Source organism: Traorella massiliensis (assembly GCF_900104665.1).
GTDB classification, from domain to species: Bacteria; Bacillota_I; Bacilli_A; order Erysipelotrichales; family Erysipelotrichaceae; genus Traorella; species Traorella massiliensis.
On the sequence record NZ_LT629969.1, the window covers coordinates 972,644 to 989,636 of the forward strand.

Consider the following 16,993-nt stretch of genomic DNA (forward strand, 5'->3'; position numbering starts at 1 on the left):
CCTCCTTTTCTGTATAAAGTGATTTTGAACACACACATTATACGACAAGGAGGATTTTATTTTACAAGCAAAAACCACAGAAATGTCATAGGACTACCACAAAAACTGTTATACCAGACCACATAGTCACATAATTTTCACATAACCACATTTTCTGTTATAGGGGTAACCACACCACACGATATGGTATATACCGAAGATAATCCATTCGTGGATTATTTTTGTTATAATGGGAGCATGAAACGATGTAAATGGGTAGATGAAACAAATGAATTATATGTGAAATATCATGATACAGAATGGGGCATTCCTTCATATGATGATCACTATCTTTTTGAGATGCTGTTGCTTGAATCTTTTCAAGCGGGATTATCATGGATTACGATTTTAAAAAAAAGAGAGGCTTTCAGAGAAGCCTTTGATAATTTTGATGTGATAAAGGTAAGTCAATATGATGAAACTAAGATTTTGAGTCTGATGAGCAATCAAAAGATTGTTCGAAATCAGTTAAAGATTCGTGCCACTGTAAATAATGCGAAAATATTTATTAAGATCCAACAAGAATTTGGAAGTTTTTCAAATTATATCTGGTCATTTACGGATGGTAAGATCATTTATAATGAAAATGATGAATTACCTACTACTTCATCTTTATCAGATCAAATATCTGCAGATCTGAAAAAAAGAGGAATGAAATTTGTGGGATCAACGATCATTTATTCTTATCTTCAGGCAATGGGTATCATCAATGATCATGAAACGACCTGTGATTTTTATAAAAGATCTAAAGTGTTTTAAGAAGTTTTATATAAGCTCCTTGATGATCCTTATCAATGCAAATGATCTTATCAAAGCCAGAATCAATATAAAGTTTTAGTGCAGGGTAATTATCTAAGTCTACTCCGATAGATGCTTCCTTATATGCCATTTCTTTTGCTTTTTCAATAGCAAAACTTAACAATCTTTTACCAATGCCCTGACGGCGATATTCTCTTTTCACAATCAGTCTAGAAATATAGATACGCTGGTGAGCAATTGTATAATCAGCATCTTTCATATCAAAGACCAACGATATTTCAGCAATATAATTTTCATCGATCTTATAAATATAAGTTACTCTATTTTTTGAAGTCAATTCATGATGAAACTGCTCTGCAAGTGCAGAGTGTTTTTCCATGTTCCAAATATTACTGCATTTATTAAAATCCTTTATATCAAGTTTTATGATTTCATCTTAGCTTCTCCCATCAATCCGCTGTTTTATTAGTATGAGCATCGATAAATCCAAAATTAAATTTAGAATACATAATTTTCTGTTCACTGTAGAGTCCTTGATAACCAGAAAGCATGTATCCAATTGCATCTGCAATCAAAAATAAAGGGACGGCAGTAAATCCAAACAATTCAAAGCAGAGAAATAGGGAAGTGACAGGGCAATTTGTTACTGAATCAAATACTACCATCAAACCTATTGCAGCTCCAAAAGAAGGGCTTAACCCCAGAAAAGGAGCGATCCATCCTCCAAAACAAGCTCCGATGAAGAAACTAGGAACGATTTCGCCGCCTTTGTATCCGCATCCCAAAGTGATTGCTGTGAAAAGAGCTTTAAGAAGGAAGGCTTCAGGATGTACCCTGCTTTCTTCAATGGCTGCTTTGATAACTGACATACCTGCACCATTGTAATCAGTTCCAAAAAGTAAAGTCAATATTACGATGATCGATCCGCCGATAAGAATGCGAACATATTCATTTTTAAAAAGTTTAGAAAAAAGATCAGAGCTATAATGTAGAAATGAACAAAAGAAGGATCCTATATAAGCACAGAGTATCGATAAAAAGGCAACACGTAACATATTTACGATATCAACAGCTGGCAAAGATTCAATGATAAAGAATTCTTTAGCAATTCCAAATTGTTGGGCAACAAGTCCTGCAACAATACTTGAAATTGCACAAGGAACAAGGGCTCCATAATGCATGATACCAACACTGATTACTTCCATTGAAAAAATAGTTGCTGTTAAGGGTGTTCCAAATAATGCGGAAAAAGCAGCACTCATGGAACACATGGTCATGATTTTACAGTCTGTACTATCCATTTTTAAGGCTCTGGCTATATTTTGTCCAAGACTTCCTCCTAATTGCAAGGCAGCTCCTTCACGGCCTGCTGAACCACCGAAAAGATGTGTCAATAGGGTTGATATAAAGATGAGCGGAGCCATGACAACAGGTATTTTTTCATCTGAGCGTATAGAAACAATAATTAAATTGGTGCCTTTATTATTTTCTTTGCCACAAAAATGATATAAGGCAACGATAATCAGACCAGCTATGGGTAAACCGAATACAATGTAGGAATGGGCCATACGAATAGCTGTTACTAAATTTAAGCTATAGGCAAACAGAGCAGCAATGATTCCTACTAAAATACCACATGTAATTCCTAATACGATCCATTTTAATAAAATCATTAAATGACGAATATGGATATCTAAATATTGATTGATTTTCATTTTATCCCCCTAAGTAAATATATCATTTATTATAATTATCATGTTAAATAAAAACAAGTAATTGATAAATTTATGAAAGGTGATGAATTGTAATCTCCTAAAATATAAAAAAAATTAAAATTTTTCTTGCAGTTTATAAAAAATTGATATACAATAGAAAAGCACATTGGGGTGTAGCCAAGCGGTAAGGCAACGGACTCTGACTCCGTCATTCATAGGTTCGAATCCTATTACCCCAGCCATATGAAAAAATAAAGGGCGCTTTAAAAAATAGCGGGGAAAAATAAAAAAACCTTTAAATATTAGCGGGGTGAATTTACCCCGCTGAAATTTTAAAGGAGCCTACTTTCATTCTAAAAATCAATCATTAATTAAAGGTTATTTATGTTTCCTATAGGTGACTCTTTTGGCGCCTTTTCTTTTGACTTTTGTCTTCTTTTCAGTAATAGAGTAAGTTTCATATAGGTTCTGCGAATAAAGAAACTTGTTCCTTGCTCTCTCAAAATTAGTAAATCCGTTGGCATTGCTGATGATCTTTTTTATATAAGTATTCTTTCCTTCGATAGGTCCGTTTGATAAACGCCTTTCATCAATCCATACAAATGAGTTTAAGATTTCATCCTTCCAGCTTCGAAGAGTCCCCGCACATCCCTTCATTTCCTCAATGCCTGAATCAAGCATATCCTTGAAAAGTTTATTCAGCTCTTCTTCTTTTGTCTTCCGATTGGTGAAACGCTTCCTGTCGCTGCTGTTGAAGCGAATAAATCTTTCCTTTAGAAAATAAGCTGTTTTTAAATGGCTATCCATTTGAAGAAGCAGATCAGCCAGATCCCTTTCTGTGATGGAATAACCCAGAATCATATCCTTTTTCTTCTTTTCGAATTCCAGTTCATTTCGATTCTTCAGTAACAGCTCGTATCTGTTTTTCAGAAGGCTGTAGGAAAACATATCACCGTTTTCTTTCTTCCTGCGCATGATCCGTTTTCTCAGAGTGTTCAGTGCATCATTGACTCTTTTTGCAGCGTGGAACGGATCGATGCAGACAGCAGCATTGGGGAAATACACAGAGGCAATATCCCTGTAGTTGCGGTACATATCGATGATGATATACTTTACAGCTTTTCTTTCCCGCAAAGGGATGGAATAGAAATAGTCACTTAAATGTTGGACATGTCTGGATTCAAGAATATCGAGGATGACTTTCTTATGGAAATCCATCATGATGAAAGCATATTTATAGCGTGAGCGCCGGTTGAAATAGAATTCATCCCAGCACAGGATATCTGTTAAGTGTTTTCTTGGGATTTGGACATGTTTATCAAAGATATCGACAACCGTTCCGACCGAGAGTCCGTAAGTGGACGCAACAGAGGAAAACGTGGAGTTGTAAGGCTTCAGAGCTTCCAGCACGCTGATGATCGTGGAAGGAGCCACCGACTTGCGGGTGGAGCCGAAAGGATGGTTTTCCACAAAAGACTTTCCACAGTGTTCGCATTTCAGACGTCTTCGCTTTGGTACTATGTCAAGAAAAAGTACCAGTTAAATTGATAGTTTTGTAATTTTGTAGTGATTGTATTTGACGATTGTAATATTCTTTTTCATATGAATCTGGACTCATGTATTGACAATGTCCATGTATTCTCACTGTGTTGTAAAATGTTTCTATGTATTCAAACACTAATCTCTTCGCTTGTTCATAATCCCATATTTTATATCTGTTTATCCACTCCCTTTTCAATAATGAATGAAATGATTCTATNGACCAGTAAAATTCTATCAAAGCGAGGTAGTTTTTTTAACCCCATCTAAAATTTAAAGCGAGGAAAGTCTTATCCCACTCAAAATTTAAAGCAGGGGTCATTTCCCACGATAATTTAATATACCAAATAAAGTTGGCAATTGCCAACTTTTATGTTATTTTAAAAGTATGATTCAAATTAAAGATTATTGTGTATTAGATATTGAAACAACAGGGCTTTCACGTTTCAGAGATGATATTTTAGAAATAGGATGTATTAAGATCAGAGATCATAAAATTGTTGATCAGATAAATATTCTTATCAATCCCCATAAGCCCATTTCCCCTTATATTACATCAATTAATCATATCACAGATGAAATGGTTCAAAAAGAGGGGATTGAACTGGAAGAAGCGTTAATATGCTTGTATGACTTTGTTGAAGAAGACTGTCTTGTCGGTCATAATATTTCATTTGATATGGGATTCATAAAACAGAAATCTTTAGAAAGCTCGGGACTGTCTTTTGATCACATTCTATATGATACGATGAAACTTTCAAGAAAAAGAATCAAGTGTCAAAATTATAAACTTTCAACACTATGTGATTATTACAATATTCAAAATAAGATGGCACATCGTGCCTTATCAGATGTCATCGCCACTTATCAGGTATTTGAATGTCTGATGAAAGAGAGCTAAGCATAAAAAAACTCATCATATGATGAGTTTTTTTATTTGTCTTCTAATTAAAATTCTGGTTCACCAGTATACTTTGCTCTTTCAGGACTTAAGTTATCTGTGTAATAACGAACAGTTAATGCACCACCACATTTATTTTTAGTTTTAGGTACAACCAATATCCGATCGCCTTCTAACAATGCATCCAGCATTGCCTTACAGCAAACAGTCTGATTTCTTACCCCTGGTTCACATTCCTCCATTAATTCCTTTGCATTGATTTCAATGAACAGCCACTGCATTTCATGAGCATCTTGCTTTTTGCTGTTGATAATGGAAGCATACTGTTCCTGTGTTAGTTTTTCCATATTCTTTTCCTTTCTCTTATTTCTTTATGTATATATTTTAGCACATTTTATAAATGTTACAAGATTTAATATTTATGAAAAGAATGGATTGAAATACTTGCATTAAAAAAGGAAAAGAATGTATAATAAATTTAAAGGAGAAATATGAAATGAAAACATTAGATAATCGAAAAATTGTTTTAGTAGGTACAGGCTTTGTTGGAATGAGTTTTGCCTACTCCCTTCTTTCACAGCCAGGTATTGATGAACTGGTACTGATTGATGTTGCTAAAGAAAAAGCGGAAGGTGAAGCAATGGACCTTTCACATGGTCTTCCTTATGCTGCCAGCAAGATGAGAATTTATGCTGGTGACTATGCTGACTGTAAAGATGCCAGTATCATCGTGGTAACGGCAGGAGCTGCACAAAAGCCAGGACAGACACGTTTGGAATTAACTGCTATCAACACAAAGATCATGAAAGGTATCTGTGAACAGATCAAAGAGAGTGGCTTTGGAGGCATTATGGTCATTGCCAGCAACCCGGTAGATTTGATGACTTATGTCGCTCAGAAAGTAACAGGTTATCCAAGAAATCGAGTTATTGGCAGTGGAACGCTTTTGGATACAGCACGTCTAAGATATATGGTTGCTAAATATCTGGATGTAAATTCAACAAATGTTCATGCTTATATTATGGGTGAACATGGAGACTCTTCTTTTGTGCCATGGATGCATGCTTACATCGGTTGTAAATCGCTTTTAGAGCTTTTGGATGAACAGGGAAGAGACATGGCAGATCTATTACAGATTTATCAGGATGTTCGTAATGCGGCTTATGAAATTATTGAAAAGAAAAAAGCAACTTACTATGGTATCGGACTTTCATTGAATCGCTTGGTTGGCGCTATATTGAATAACGAAAATGCTATTATGACAGTATCTGCTTATCAGAATGATGAATATGGAAGATCAGGTTTATATATCGGTGTTCCTGCCATCGTAAACCGTGAAGGAATAAGAGAAATCGTTCATCTTCCATTAAATGAAGTTGATCAAGGTAAATTTGATGCTTCCTGTGATAATCTTACCCAAATCATTCGTGAAACGATTGATCCGCTTTTATAAAAAAATAGGTATTCAGCTTGACTGAATACCTATTTTATCATCTGATAAAAGCCTTGTCCAAAATAAACGATAAGTGCCATGAAGATTAAAAATACAAGTGCATATTTGAATATCTTTGAAAGGATCTCACCATCTTTACCGCTAATTGAAACAGCTGCACAGCCAATGGCAATACTTTGCGGAGAAATCATCTTTCCAGCACCTACACCTAAAGAATTCGCCGCTACGATCCAGTATGGATCAGCCTGGATCGCTTGAGCTGCCTGAAGCTGCACATTACCAAAAAGAACAGCAGAACTGGTACCGCTGCCAGTAACAAAAGTTCCGATACAGCCAATTAGCGGTGCTACTAATGGATAGAAATTTGAAAGTGTTGAGACAAAGAATAATGCAATTGCAGAGATCATGCCACTGTATCCCATGACTTTCGCACAACAAAGAACAAAGATCATCGTAATGATTGTTTTAGACATTTGTTTGACAGTATCTACTAAGACGATCCTAAAATCTTTTATGTGAAGCCCTTGAATCAGTCCACCGATGATGGCAGATATGAAAATTAAAACTCCTGGAGTATTGATCCATGTAAACGTATATTCCTCATAAAATTTAACTGTTGTTTTGATAGCGCTGAGTGGCTCGCTGATAAAAGGAACAAGCTTGCTGGTTGCCAGTAATAAAATAAAGATCAAAATGAAAGGTGACCACGCTTTTAATGCGGAAAAAACAGTAATCTTCACTTCTTCTTTTTCTTCAATATTAACTTTAAATTTACTTGGAGTAACATGTTTTTTCGAAGTGAAGTAAGCATATGCGAAAGTAGCTGTTAGAGAACATACGCTTGCAACAATCACTGGGAGTTCAGCACCTACATATTTTGATACAAGAAGTACTGGTATCACATAAGAGAGGGCTGCTATGAGCGTTGTAGGTATCATTCCTTTTAAGGATTTTACGGATTTACCAGTAACTGCGACCATTAAAAAAGGTGATATAAACATAAATAATGAACACTGCAATGCATAAGCAAAAGCAAGCGTTGGATTGTCTAAGCCAACTAAATTTGCAAGAGTGACATTGGGGATACCGATAGAGCCAAAAGGTGTCGGTGTACCATTCGCTAAAAGACAGACAAGGATCGAAGTAATAGGATTAAGACCCAAGCCTGCTAACATGCTTGCAGGAATCGCAATTGCCGTACCAAAACCAGCCATGCCTTCTAAAAAGCCTCCAAAACACCAGCCAATCAGAAGTACCAGGATTCGCATATCATCACTTACTCCTGTAAGCATTCTTTTAATGACATTCATAGATTTTGAATAAACTGTTAAGTTATAGGTAAACACAGCTGCAATAATAACAAGTACAATGGGCCATAATGCCATCGCAATCCCCTCAAGTGACGCTAAAAATGCATCAGAGGGAGTCATATGAAAAACAAAAAATGCTACGATAAGAGAAACGATAAAAGCTCCGATACTAGCGGTATGTGCTTGCATCTTTAATGCGATAAGAGCAAAAAACAGCCAGAGAATAGGGCATAAAGCCAATAAAAATAATCCGAAATTTTCCATATTTATCTCCTTTTGCCTTTCTATTTTAATGTTTTTTGATATCATTGTCTAGAAATCGTGTATTTTTTTTGAAAAAAGGGGTAGATATCTATGATAGTAAAGAAAAAATATGACATATAGCGTGCAAAAATCTAATTAAAATCTATTTAATATTTTTAGTTTTCTTCCATATTTATGGCAATCCTGTCATTTTTAAAATGGAAAATATGATAATATATATGATATATTTTAAAGATAAATATCATTATTATATATAAAAAGATAATATTGCTGTTTCAAATGTGTGAAAATTTGTGAAATGTGACAAAAATGTAAGTTGTGTGTTATAATATTTATCGTGTAATGAGGTGATAAACATGGACCATAAGAACTATCTTAGTAATAACATGACTCTGAATCAACTGATGAAAATTACAGGAAGTGTTTCTTTGGTAACGATGCTGGCACTAACGCAGCGTGGTGTTTTACAAGCTGAGGAAACAACAACTCCTACAACAAATCGAGTTAATTTAGAGCCAATCAGTGTGAATTACAATGATACAGATGCAATCGCAAAAATAGCAAAGACGATTTTAAAAGATCATGTGAATTTACTTTCAGAATTTAAGATGGTTGAAAGCAGTCAATATAAAACTGTATATTCATTAGAAGATTATATCGTTAGCGTCTACTATGAAGCTAACAGCGGCTTAGGAGTAAAAGACGTAAAATTAACGATCGAAACTAAATTTACGCATGACCGCCCTGATGATCAGAAAATCATTGCTTTAAACGATCAGAGTAATGCAGAAGTCATTGATGGAACTGTAAATGTGTACAATGTAAAGATCAATGTCATTGACACTGTTGCTCCAGTTATTTCACTGAGTGAAAGTTCAGTTACGATCGATGATACAGATAGTTTTGATATCAATAATTATATCAGTGTTTCTGATAATGTAGATGGTGTACTGGGTTATACAGTTGATGGTGCACTTGAAACAACAGATGACAAATATAAAGCAGGAACTTATACATTTACTGTGAGTGCAGTGGATTCAAGTGGCAATACTGCTTCATCTCAGATGAGCGTAACAGTAAACAAGACAGAACCTGTTGTTGTAAATACTTCCAATCTTTATTATGGATCGAATCCTGATCGCAGCAATTATGCCGGTGCAAGTGTCTTAGTTGATGCAGCTTATGCACAGCTAGGAAGAAGACAAGACTGTACGATGTTAGTTACAAACGCATTGGCAGCTGCAGGAATCAATTATCACGGATGGCCAGCTGGTTACTTCAGCCTTGGTTATACAGTGAGCGGTTCAGAAGCTCAGCCTGGTGATTTGATTTATTATGATAATGCTGGTGCTGGTGTTCCTCACATTGCTCTTTATATCGGAAATGGTATGGCAATCCATGGAGGATGGCAGGGATCAACAAAGATTGCTCCTGCATATGTAGGAAGCGGTCCGGTGTTTATCCGTGTAACGAAAGGTTAAAGATGGCGATGCCATCTTTTTTCTTTTGTGATAGAATATAATCAAGGTGAAAATATGATACAAAAGATGAGTCAAAAAAGTGCCGAAGAAATTGCTAAGTGGCATTATGAAGAACCCTACGATTTTTATGATATGAGCAATGATGAAGAAGATTTACATGAACTTCTTTATGAACGTGGTGATCATTATTTTGAAGTGATCGAGAATCATATCTGTATCGGTTTTTATTCGATCATGGAAGAAGATGATCATATTGAGATAGGTCTTGGGCTTCGTCCAGACTTCACTGGTAAGGGTCATGGAAAAAAGTTTCTTGAAGATCTTCTTGATTATATATCTTTAAATTATGAAAAGAAGAAACTTGTTTTAAGTGTCGCATCATTTAATTCAAGAGCGATTCATTTATATGAAAAATGTGGTTTTAAAAGAATTAGAAGCTTTGTTCAGGCTACGAATGGTTCTTTTTATGAGTTTATTGAAATGGAATTATGTATATAAAATTATTTGGGTGTAGTTAGGGTTGTATTGAACTTTTATGTCAAAAAGATTATAATGAACATGTTAATGGAGGCAAATTATGAATTTAAAAGATTATATCGCGTCTGTACAGGATTTTCCAATTGAGGGCATTCTGTTTCGTGACATTACACCTTTGATGGCAAGTGGTGAAGCTTTTCAGGAGGCTTGCAATCATATTCGGGATTTTGCACAAAGTAAAGGAGCAACTGTTATTGTAGGACCTGAATCTAGAGGATTTATCTTTGGATGTCCGGTTGCGAAAGATATGGGTATTGGTTTCATACCAGTAAGAAAACCAAATAAGCTGCCTAGAGAAACAGTATCGATCAAATATGATCTGGAATATGGCAGCAATGAATTGCAGATGCATGCTGATTCTATCAAAAAAGGGGATAAGGTCGTAATCATTGATGATCTTTTAGCTACTGGCGGTACAGTAGAAGCAACGATCAAATTAGTTGAAAAAATGGGCGGTGAAGTCGTTGGCTGTTCATTTTTGATTGAACTATCTGATTTAAATGGACGTGATTTATTGAAAAATTATGATGTTTATTCAGTAATGAAATATTAAAAGGCGTAAGCCTTTTTTAGAAAAGAGGTGAAAAGAATATGAAACATAAATATGTTAATAAAAACTTTGATGACATCATGGATGAAGTCAAAAAATACATGGTGAAACCTGAAAATTTAGATCTGATTAAAAAAGCATATGAATACGCAAATGAAAAGCATGCCGGTCAGTTTCGAAAAAGTGGTGAACCTTATGTAACACATGTTTTAAATGTTGGTTATATTCTTGCCGCCTTAAGAAGCAGTCCGCAAACGATTGCTGCAGGGCTTTTACATGATACGATCGAGGACTGTGATGTCGATGAAGAGGAGTTTAAAAAGCTTTTTGGTGATGAAATTTTTCTGCTTGTACAGGGAGTTACCAAAATCGGTAATCTGAAATTTAAAGATGAAAAAGAGTATCAGGCAGAAAATCATCGTAAGATCTTCATTGCGATGGCGAAGGATGTTCGTGTTATTCTGATTAAACTGGTGGATCGTTTGCATAATATGCTGACGCTTCAGTACATGCCTGAAGAAAAACAGATGAGGATCGCCGCAGAGACATTAGAGGTTTATGCTCCGATCGCACATCGTCTTGGTATCAGTGAGATTAAGAATGAGCTGGAAGATCTCAGCTTCATGTATCTGAATCGAGAGAAATATTTTGAAATTGCTCATCTTGTTGAAAAGAAGAAAGCGGAACGTGATGGTCAGGTTTCGAAGATGATCGAAGAAATTTCACAGCTTTTAAATGAACATCATATCAAATTCCGTATATTTGGAAGAAGTAAGCATCTTTATAGTATTTATAAGAAGATGATCAATAAGCATAAACGCTTTGATGAGATCCTAGATCTTTTAGCGATTCGTATTATTTGTGATGATGTCGGACAGTGTTATGAGATCTTAGGCTATATTCACGCAACCTATCGACCGATTCCAGGACGTTTTAAGGATTATATTGCGATGCCAAAGGTTAATATGTATCAATCTTTGCATACGACGATCGTAGCTGAAGAGAACATCTTTGAAGTTCAGATTCGTACAGAAGAAATGGATCAGATTGCTGAACAAGGTATTGCGGCACACTGGGCTTATAAAGAAAATATTTCTTTAAGTCATGAAAAAGAACAAAAAGAAATTGAAGAAAAATTGACATGGCTGAAGGAATTTGCACTGATGAGCGGTGAAGATGGTGTCAGCGATGATGCGAAGGAATATATGAATTTGCTTCAGAAAGATATCTTTGAAGCAAACGTTTATGTCATGTCCCCAAAGGGCAGGGTCATTGTTTTACCGAATGGTTCAACACCGATTGATTTTGCTTACCGTATTCATACAGAAGTTGGTCATAAGATGGTAGGAGCTACGGTCAATGGTGCTATTGTGCCATTGAATACTGTTTTAAAGACAGGGGATGTCGTTAGTATTCGTACAAGCAATCAGTCAACGGGTCCTAGTGAGGATTGGCTGAAAATTGTAAAGAGTACTCATGCTCGAAATAAGATTCGTGCATTCTATCAGAAAAAAGAAAATGAAAAGAAATCGGCGGATATTGAAAAGGGCAAAGATATGCTTGCAGATGAGCTAAAGCGTCGCAGTCTGAATGCCGATGACTATATGGAAAGAAAAAAGATGGAAGCGGTAGTTGGTGCTTTGACCTATCCTTCATTAAATGATTTTTATTATGCCATTGGTACGAAAGCCATTTCTGCCGGTGCTGTCGTAGATCGTCTTGTGAATCATACTTCTAGCAAGAGCATGGATAACGAAGAATTGGTCAAGATGTTCAATCGTAATGAATCTAGACGTAAGCGATCTTCAAAATGTGGCGTTTATGTAAAGGGCATTGATACGATGATGGTGAATCTTGCAGCTTGCTGTAAGCCAATACCTGGAGATGATATTGTTGGTTATGTGACAAAATCACAGGGAGTAAAAGTACATCGCTGTGACTGTCCAAATATTGTTAATGAAAAATCAAGGATCATTGATGTTTATTGGGATGATAATCTTGAAGAAAAAGATTATGAAGTAGAGGTGCTGATCGCTTCTACTGACAGATCTTTCTTGTTGAGCGATATCGTAACGGTTGTTTCACAAAATAAAGCAGGTCTTATTCATGTAGACAGTAAGGTGATGGATGATAAGATATCGGTTACGACGATGCTGACGGTATTAGTAAAAAATTCAGAACATTTAAGAACGTTGATGGCTAATCTGAAAAAAGTGAATAGTGTTATTTCAGTAGAAAGAATGATTCACTAGTTGAATTTAGCGTTGAATTGTGCTATATTAAAAAAAACTGATGAAGTAGAGAATATTTATGAAATGTTAAAGAGAGTGGACGTTGGGTGTGAGTCCATACAGGAAGTAAATAGGGACACTATGGAGGTACTGTTTGCAAAGAACAGTCGGGACTCGCCGTTATGAGTTGAGTGCGCAGTCATGCGAACTAAGGTGGTATCACGTTAAGCGTCCTTAGATGGACGCTTTTTTTTGTTTTTAAAAGGAGAGAAGACATGACAAATTATCAGATGCCTCGAGGCACACAGGATATTCTGCCAAATGAAATTGAAAAGTGGCATGCATTAGAAGAATATCTACAGAAATTTACAACTTTGTATCACTATAAAGAAATCCGTACACCTATTTTTGAACATACGGAAGTGTTTAAACGTGGTAATGATTCCAGTGATATGGTCAATAAAGAAATGTACACTTTTATGGATAATGGTGCACGTTCTTTGACATTACGTCCAGAAGGTACAGCAGGGGTATGCCGCAGTTTTGTGGAAAATAAGCTTTATGGCAGTGCAGACCTGCCTGTTAAGCTTTACTATATGGGGCCTATGATGCGCTATGAGCGTCCACAGAAGGGCAGACAGCGTATTTTCAACCAGTTTGGTGTTGAGGTACTAGGTGTCAAGAATCCGTATCTGGATGTAGAAACGATTGCTTTGGGATATTCGATCCTTAGTGGATTAGGTCTTAAGGATCTTGTTGTTCAGCTGAATACATTAGGAGATGATGAATCACGAAATAATTATCGTGAAGCCTTGAAAAAACATTTTCAAGGTCACTTAAATGAACTATGTGCCGATTGTCGTCGCCGTTATGAACAAAATCCATTGCGTATCTTAGATTGTAAGGTGGATCATGATCACCCGGCAATGTTAAGTGCTCCAAAAATCAGTGATTATCTAAATAAAGAAAGCCGTGATTATTTTGAAAAGGTAAAAGCAGGTTTAGATGCGTTAGAGATTCCTTATACGGTTGAAGACCGCCTTGTCAGAGGACTTGATTATTATACTCATACAGTGTTTGAGATCGTTTCTGTGAATGAAGAAATGGGTTCTCAGGCAACTCTTTTAGCGGGAGGACGTTATGATGGCCTGATCGAGTATTTTGGTGGACCTGAGATGTCTGGTATTGGCTGGGCACTCGGAATGGAAAGAATCTTGCTGGCTTTAGAAGCAGAAAATATTGAAATCGCAAAAGATGAAGGAATTGATGCTTATGTGCTTTGTCTTTGTAAGGAAGCTCAGCTGGAAGCATTTAAGCTGACAACAACCTTGAGAAGCCACGGTTTCATCTGTGATACTGATTATCAGCTGCGTTCTTTTAAGGCACAGTTTAAGAGCGTTGAACGAATGAAAGCGAAGATAGCCATTCTTATTGGTGAAGATGAGCTGGCATCACATACGCTTTCTTTAAAGAAAATTGATACACAGGAACAGTTTAAGATCAATGCAGATGAAATTATTGCGAAAATGGATGAATTATTAGAGGAGAGATTTTAAATGGAGAGAACACATACATGTGGTGAATTGACACTGGATCATGTAAATGAAACGGTTACTTTATGTGGCTGGGTCAATAAAAGAAGAAATTTTGGAGCTTTAGTTTTTATCGATTTAAGAGATCGTGAGGGGATCACACAGTGTGTCTTTGATGAAAAGATTTCTGAACAGATCGTCAGCGTTCGAAATGAATACGTACTTCAAGTAACAGGAAAAGTCGTTGAAAGACAAGATAAAAACCCTAAGATGAAAACGGGTGATATCGAGATCAGCGTAAGTGATGTAAAGATCATCAATAGTGCTGAAACAACACCTTTGATCATCGCAAATCAGACAGATGCCTTAGAAGACACACGTTTAAAATATCGTTATCTTGATTTAAGACGTGAATGTTTACAGAACAATTTAAAACTAAGACATCAGGTAACAATGTGTGCCCGCAACTATTTATCTGACTTAGGCTTTTTAGAAATCGAAACACCGATTCTTTGTAAATCAACACCTGAAGGAGCTCGTGATTATTTAGTTCCAAGCAGAATTTCTAAAGGAAGCTTTTATGCATTACCACAGTCACCACAAATATATAAACAGCTTCTGATGATTGCCGGAATGGATAAATATTTCCAAATTGCCCGTTGTTTCAGAGATGAAGATCTACGCTCAGACAGACAGCCAGAATTTGATCAGATCGATATTGAAATGTCTTTCGCAAATGAAGATGATATCTTTTCTGTTGTAGAAGGTTTGATGAGAAAGATATTCAAAGATACGAAAGGTATTGAACTTGATGAATTTAAACGAATTCCTTATGATGAGTGTATGTCTAGATTTGGTTCTGATAAACCTGATCTACGCTTTGAAATGGAAATCGTAAATATAACAGACATATTTAAAAATACAGAATTTACGATTTTTCAAAATATCTTAAATGATAAAGGAATGATCAATTGTATCGTCGCAAGAAATGCTGCAGATAAGTTCTCTCGTAAAGATTGTGATCATTTAACTGAATTTGTGAAAGTATATGGAGCTAAAGCTTTATCTTTCTTAAAATATACAAATCAAAGCTGGAGCGGTTCAATTCATAAAGTATTGAACGATCATGAAAAAGAACTCTTAAAGGAAACATTACAAATTGAAGAAAATGATATCGTATTTATCGTTGCCGATAAGCCAAAGATTTCATTAACATCTTTAGGAGCGTTACGTGTTAAGTTAGGAAAAGAGCTGAAATTGATTGATGAAAGCAAATATTGCTTCTTATGGGTTACTGATTTTCCAATGTTTGAATATGATGAGACAGAAAACCGCTATGTAGCCGCTCACCATCCTTTTACTTCTCCTAAGGCTGAAGATGTCGATAAGCTGATCAGCGATCCTGCTCACTGTTATTCAAGAGCTTATGATCTTGTATTAAATGGTTATGAACTGCTTAGTGGTTCAATTCGTATTCATGATCAAAATCTTCAGGAAAAAGTCTTTGAAGCGATTGGATTGACACAAGAACAGGCAGAAGAAAAGTTTGGATTCTTTTTAGAAGCCTTTAAGTATGGTACTCCACCTCATGGCGGTGTAGGTATCGGACTGGAAAGACTTGTTATGATCTTAGCTGGTACTGAGAATATTCGTGATGTCGTTGCTTTCCCAAAAACAGCAAGTGCAAGCGATCTGATGAGCGAAGCACCTTCCGGTGTAGATGAAAATCAGCTTAAAGAGTTAGGATTAATGATTCAAAAGAATGATGGAAAATAATTCCGTGGGTCCTATATCAAATTATCTATAAAAAATCAAGAGTATACTTTTGATTTTTTTATAATATAATGGAATTGTCCAAAAGGTTCAAATTTTTCCTCAAAGTTGAGATAAGGGAGTCCGGACGTTGAAATTTGGTGTTGAATGCCTGTGTTTCATAGGAATCCTAAAGATTTTCACAGGACACCCACCTGTATATACAGGGAAAGATCTCACCTTTTGGGTAAGCGGGTTTAATCCCGCTTTTCTTTTGTGTAAAAAGTTGGTATAATAGGCGAGAGGTGTTATATGGAAACATGGATTGTTGAATTTATCGAACAGTTTGGATACTTAGCAGTATTTCTGCTTATTGCATTGGAAAATGTTTTTCCACCCATTCCAAGTGAAATCATTTTGACTTTTGCTGGTTTCATGATTACAAAAAGTGATTTAGGATATTTAGGGATGGTCCTTTTTTCAACATTAGGTTCTTATATCGGAGCTATCATTTTATATGGGCTTGGTTATTTTCTGCGTCCAGAGAAATTTGAACGTTTTTTAAATTTATTTAAGTTTAATCTTGAGGATGTAGAAAAAGCCGAAAAATGGTTCAATAACAAAGGCTCTCTGACTGTTTTCTTTTGCCGGTTTGTGCCAATCATCCGTTCACTGATCAGTATTCCGGCAGGAATGAGCCGTATGAAGATGCTTCCTTTTTCTCTGTATACAGTCGTAGGAAGCTTAATTTGGAACTGCGTGCTGATTTATGTTGGAACTGTACTTGGAGATCACTATGGATTGATTTCAGGTTATATGGATCAGTATGGACTTGTTGTGGGCATCATCGTTGTGATCGTTGCTGCGGCTTGGCTGATCATGAAATTCAAAAAGAAAAAGAAAGATGCTTAAAAGCAGCTTTTAAGGTAA

At 35.9% G+C, this 16,993-nt stretch carries 16 protein-coding genes, 1 tRNA gene, 1 other RNA gene and 1 other annotated feature; of the genes, 12 read left to right on the forward strand and 6 right to left on the reverse strand.

The features are described from left to right. Positions 1 to 237 precede the first annotated feature (237 nt). Positions 238 to 798 carry a DNA-3-methyladenine glycosylase I gene (locus tag BQ5367_RS12050; protein ID WP_071442903.1) on the forward strand — a complete coding sequence of 187 codons (561 nt, stop codon included), beginning with the start codon at positions 238 to 240 and terminating at the stop codon, positions 796 to 798. Here BQ5367_RS12050 and BQ5367_RS12055 read toward each other — a convergent pair. Then, positions 785 to 1,177 carry a GNAT family N-acetyltransferase gene (locus BQ5367_RS12055; RefSeq protein ID WP_083383265.1) on the reverse strand — a complete coding sequence of 131 codons (393 nt, stop codon included), beginning with the start codon at positions 1,175 to 1,177 and terminating at the stop codon, positions 785 to 787. The genes BQ5367_RS12050 and BQ5367_RS12055 overlap by 14 nt on opposite strands. A gap of 70 nt (positions 1,178 to 1,247) precedes the next feature. Then, entirely contained in the window at positions 1,248 to 2,513 is a 1,266-nt protein-coding gene (locus BQ5367_RS12060; RefSeq protein WP_071442705.1) for a chloride channel protein, read from the reverse strand. A gap of 167 nt (positions 2,514 to 2,680) precedes the next feature. Here BQ5367_RS12060 and BQ5367_RS12065 point away from each other — a divergent pair. Then, positions 2,681 to 2,755, forward strand: a tRNA-Gln gene (locus BQ5367_RS12065). A gap of 136 nt (positions 2,756 to 2,891) precedes the next feature. Here BQ5367_RS12065 and BQ5367_RS13190 read toward each other — a convergent pair. After that, positions 2,892 to 4,052, reverse strand: coding sequence for an ISL3 family transposase (locus tag BQ5367_RS13190; RefSeq protein ID WP_083383112.1), 1,161 nt, complete (start codon positions 4,050 to 4,052; stop codon positions 2,892 to 2,894). Further along, positions 4,036 to 4,293: an IS3 family transposase gene (locus BQ5367_RS13195; protein WP_235858769.1), complete on the reverse strand. Its 258-nt coding sequence runs from the start codon at positions 4,291 to 4,293 to the stop codon at positions 4,036 to 4,038. Before BQ5367_RS13195 ends, BQ5367_RS13190 begins: the two co-directional genes overlap by 17 nt. Positions 4,294 to 4,440: 147 nt before the next feature. On the opposite strand from BQ5367_RS13195, the gene BQ5367_RS12075 reads away from it, so the two are divergent. Next, entirely contained in the window at positions 4,441 to 4,953 is a 513-nt protein-coding gene (locus BQ5367_RS12075) for a 3'-5' exonuclease (RefSeq protein WP_071442706.1), read from the forward strand. 47 nt (positions 4,954 to 5,000) lie between these two features. Here the strand turns inward: BQ5367_RS12075 and BQ5367_RS12080 are convergent, their stop codons facing one another. Then, a complete protein-coding gene (locus BQ5367_RS12080) occupies positions 5,001 to 5,300 on the reverse strand; it encodes a hypothetical protein (RefSeq protein ID WP_071442707.1) in 300 nt (99 codons plus the stop codon). A 149-nt stretch (positions 5,301 to 5,449) separates the two neighbouring features. Between BQ5367_RS12080 and BQ5367_RS12085 the strand changes: the two genes are divergently transcribed. Further along, complete coding sequence (locus BQ5367_RS12085) at positions 5,450 to 6,406, forward strand: L-lactate dehydrogenase (RefSeq protein WP_071442708.1); 957 nt, start codon at positions 5,450 to 5,452, stop codon at positions 6,404 to 6,406. Between the two features lie 29 nt (positions 6,407 to 6,435). Here the strand turns inward: BQ5367_RS12085 and BQ5367_RS12090 are convergent, their stop codons facing one another. Further along, complete coding sequence (locus BQ5367_RS12090) at positions 6,436 to 7,980, reverse strand: L-lactate permease (protein WP_071442709.1); 1,545 nt, start codon at positions 7,978 to 7,980, stop codon at positions 6,436 to 6,438. A 356-nt stretch (positions 7,981 to 8,336) separates the two neighbouring features. Here BQ5367_RS12090 and BQ5367_RS13750 point away from each other — a divergent pair, with 356 nt between their 5' ends. The 8 genes from BQ5367_RS13750 to BQ5367_RS12125 all read left to right on the forward strand — a co-directional run bounded on the left by BQ5367_RS13750 (position 8,337) and on the right by BQ5367_RS12125 (position 16,975). Then, the gene (locus BQ5367_RS13750; protein WP_071442710.1) at positions 8,337 to 9,461 is read left to right on the forward strand and encodes an NlpC/P60 family protein; all 1,125 of its coding nucleotides are present in this window, start codon (positions 8,337 to 8,339) and stop codon (positions 9,459 to 9,461) included. Positions 9,462 to 9,515: 54 nt separating this feature from the next. Continuing rightward, positions 9,516 to 9,959, forward strand: a complete 444-nt coding sequence (locus BQ5367_RS12100) for a GNAT family N-acetyltransferase (RefSeq protein ID WP_071442711.1) — start codon at positions 9,516 to 9,518, stop codon at positions 9,957 to 9,959. A 79-nt stretch (positions 9,960 to 10,038) separates the two neighbouring features. After that, a complete protein-coding gene (locus BQ5367_RS12105; RefSeq protein ID WP_071442712.1) occupies positions 10,039 to 10,551 on the forward strand; it encodes an adenine phosphoribosyltransferase in 513 nt (170 codons plus the stop codon). A 38-nt stretch (positions 10,552 to 10,589) separates the two neighbouring features. After that, positions 10,590 to 12,800, forward strand: coding sequence for a RelA/SpoT family protein (locus tag BQ5367_RS12110; RefSeq protein ID WP_071442713.1), 2,211 nt, complete (start codon positions 10,590 to 10,592; stop codon positions 12,798 to 12,800). Positions 12,801 to 12,831: 31 nt separating this feature from the next. Continuing rightward, positions 12,832 to 13,018, forward strand: a binding site (T-box leader). Between the two features lie 36 nt (positions 13,019 to 13,054). Beyond that, a complete protein-coding gene (gene hisS, locus BQ5367_RS12115; protein ID WP_071442714.1) occupies positions 13,055 to 14,335 on the forward strand; it encodes a histidine--tRNA ligase in 1,281 nt (426 codons plus the stop codon). Beyond that, complete coding sequence (aspS, locus tag BQ5367_RS12120; protein WP_071442715.1) at positions 14,336 to 16,087, forward strand: aspartate--tRNA ligase; 1,752 nt, start codon at positions 14,336 to 14,338, stop codon at positions 16,085 to 16,087. A gap of 73 nt (positions 16,088 to 16,160) precedes the next feature. Further along, a non-coding RNA gene (ssrS, locus tag BQ5367_RS14055) (6S RNA) lies at positions 16,161 to 16,316 on the forward strand. A 59-nt stretch (positions 16,317 to 16,375) separates the two neighbouring features. After that, positions 16,376 to 16,975, forward strand: coding sequence for a DedA family protein (locus BQ5367_RS12125; RefSeq protein WP_071442716.1), 600 nt, complete (start codon positions 16,376 to 16,378; stop codon positions 16,973 to 16,975). The last annotated feature ends 18 nt before the right edge of the window (positions 16,976 to 16,993 follow it).

Bases quoted from the DNA above. Each gene is read 5' to 3' on its own strand.
- BQ5367_RS12050 (WP_071442903.1), top strand. From the start codon at position 238: ATGAAACGATGTAAATGGGTAGATGAAACAAATGAATTATATGTGAAA.
- BQ5367_RS12055 (WP_083383265.1), bottom strand. From the start codon at position 1,177: ATGGAAAAACACTCTGCACTTGCAGAGCAGTTTCATCATGAATTGACT.
- BQ5367_RS12060 (WP_071442705.1), bottom strand. From the start codon at position 2,513: ATGAAAATCAATCAATATTTAGATATCCATATTCGTCATTTAATGATT.
- BQ5367_RS12075 (WP_071442706.1), top strand. From the start codon at position 4,441: ATGATTCAAATTAAAGATTATTGTGTATTAGATATTGAAACAACAGGG.
- BQ5367_RS12080 (WP_071442707.1), bottom strand. From the start codon at position 5,300: ATGGAAAAACTAACACAGGAACAGTATGCTTCCATTATCAACAGCAAA.
- BQ5367_RS12085 (WP_071442708.1), top strand. From the start codon at position 5,450: ATGAAAACATTAGATAATCGAAAAATTGTTTTAGTAGGTACAGGCTTT.
- BQ5367_RS12090 (WP_071442709.1), bottom strand. From the start codon at position 7,980: ATGGAAAATTTCGGATTATTTTTATTGGCTTTATGCCCTATTCTCTGG.
- BQ5367_RS13750 (WP_071442710.1), top strand. From the start codon at position 8,337: ATGGACCATAAGAACTATCTTAGTAATAACATGACTCTGAATCAACTG.
- BQ5367_RS12100 (WP_071442711.1), top strand. From the start codon at position 9,516: ATGATACAAAAGATGAGTCAAAAAAGTGCCGAAGAAATTGCTAAGTGG.
- BQ5367_RS12105 (WP_071442712.1), top strand. From the start codon at position 10,039: ATGAATTTAAAAGATTATATCGCGTCTGTACAGGATTTTCCAATTGAG.
- BQ5367_RS12110 (WP_071442713.1), top strand. From the start codon at position 10,590: ATGAAACATAAATATGTTAATAAAAACTTTGATGACATCATGGATGAA.
- hisS (WP_071442714.1), top strand. From the start codon at position 13,055: ATGACAAATTATCAGATGCCTCGAGGCACACAGGATATTCTGCCAAAT.
- aspS (WP_071442715.1), top strand. From the start codon at position 14,336: ATGGAGAGAACACATACATGTGGTGAATTGACACTGGATCATGTAAAT.
- BQ5367_RS12125 (WP_071442716.1), top strand. From the start codon at position 16,376: ATGGAAACATGGATTGTTGAATTTATCGAACAGTTTGGATACTTAGCA.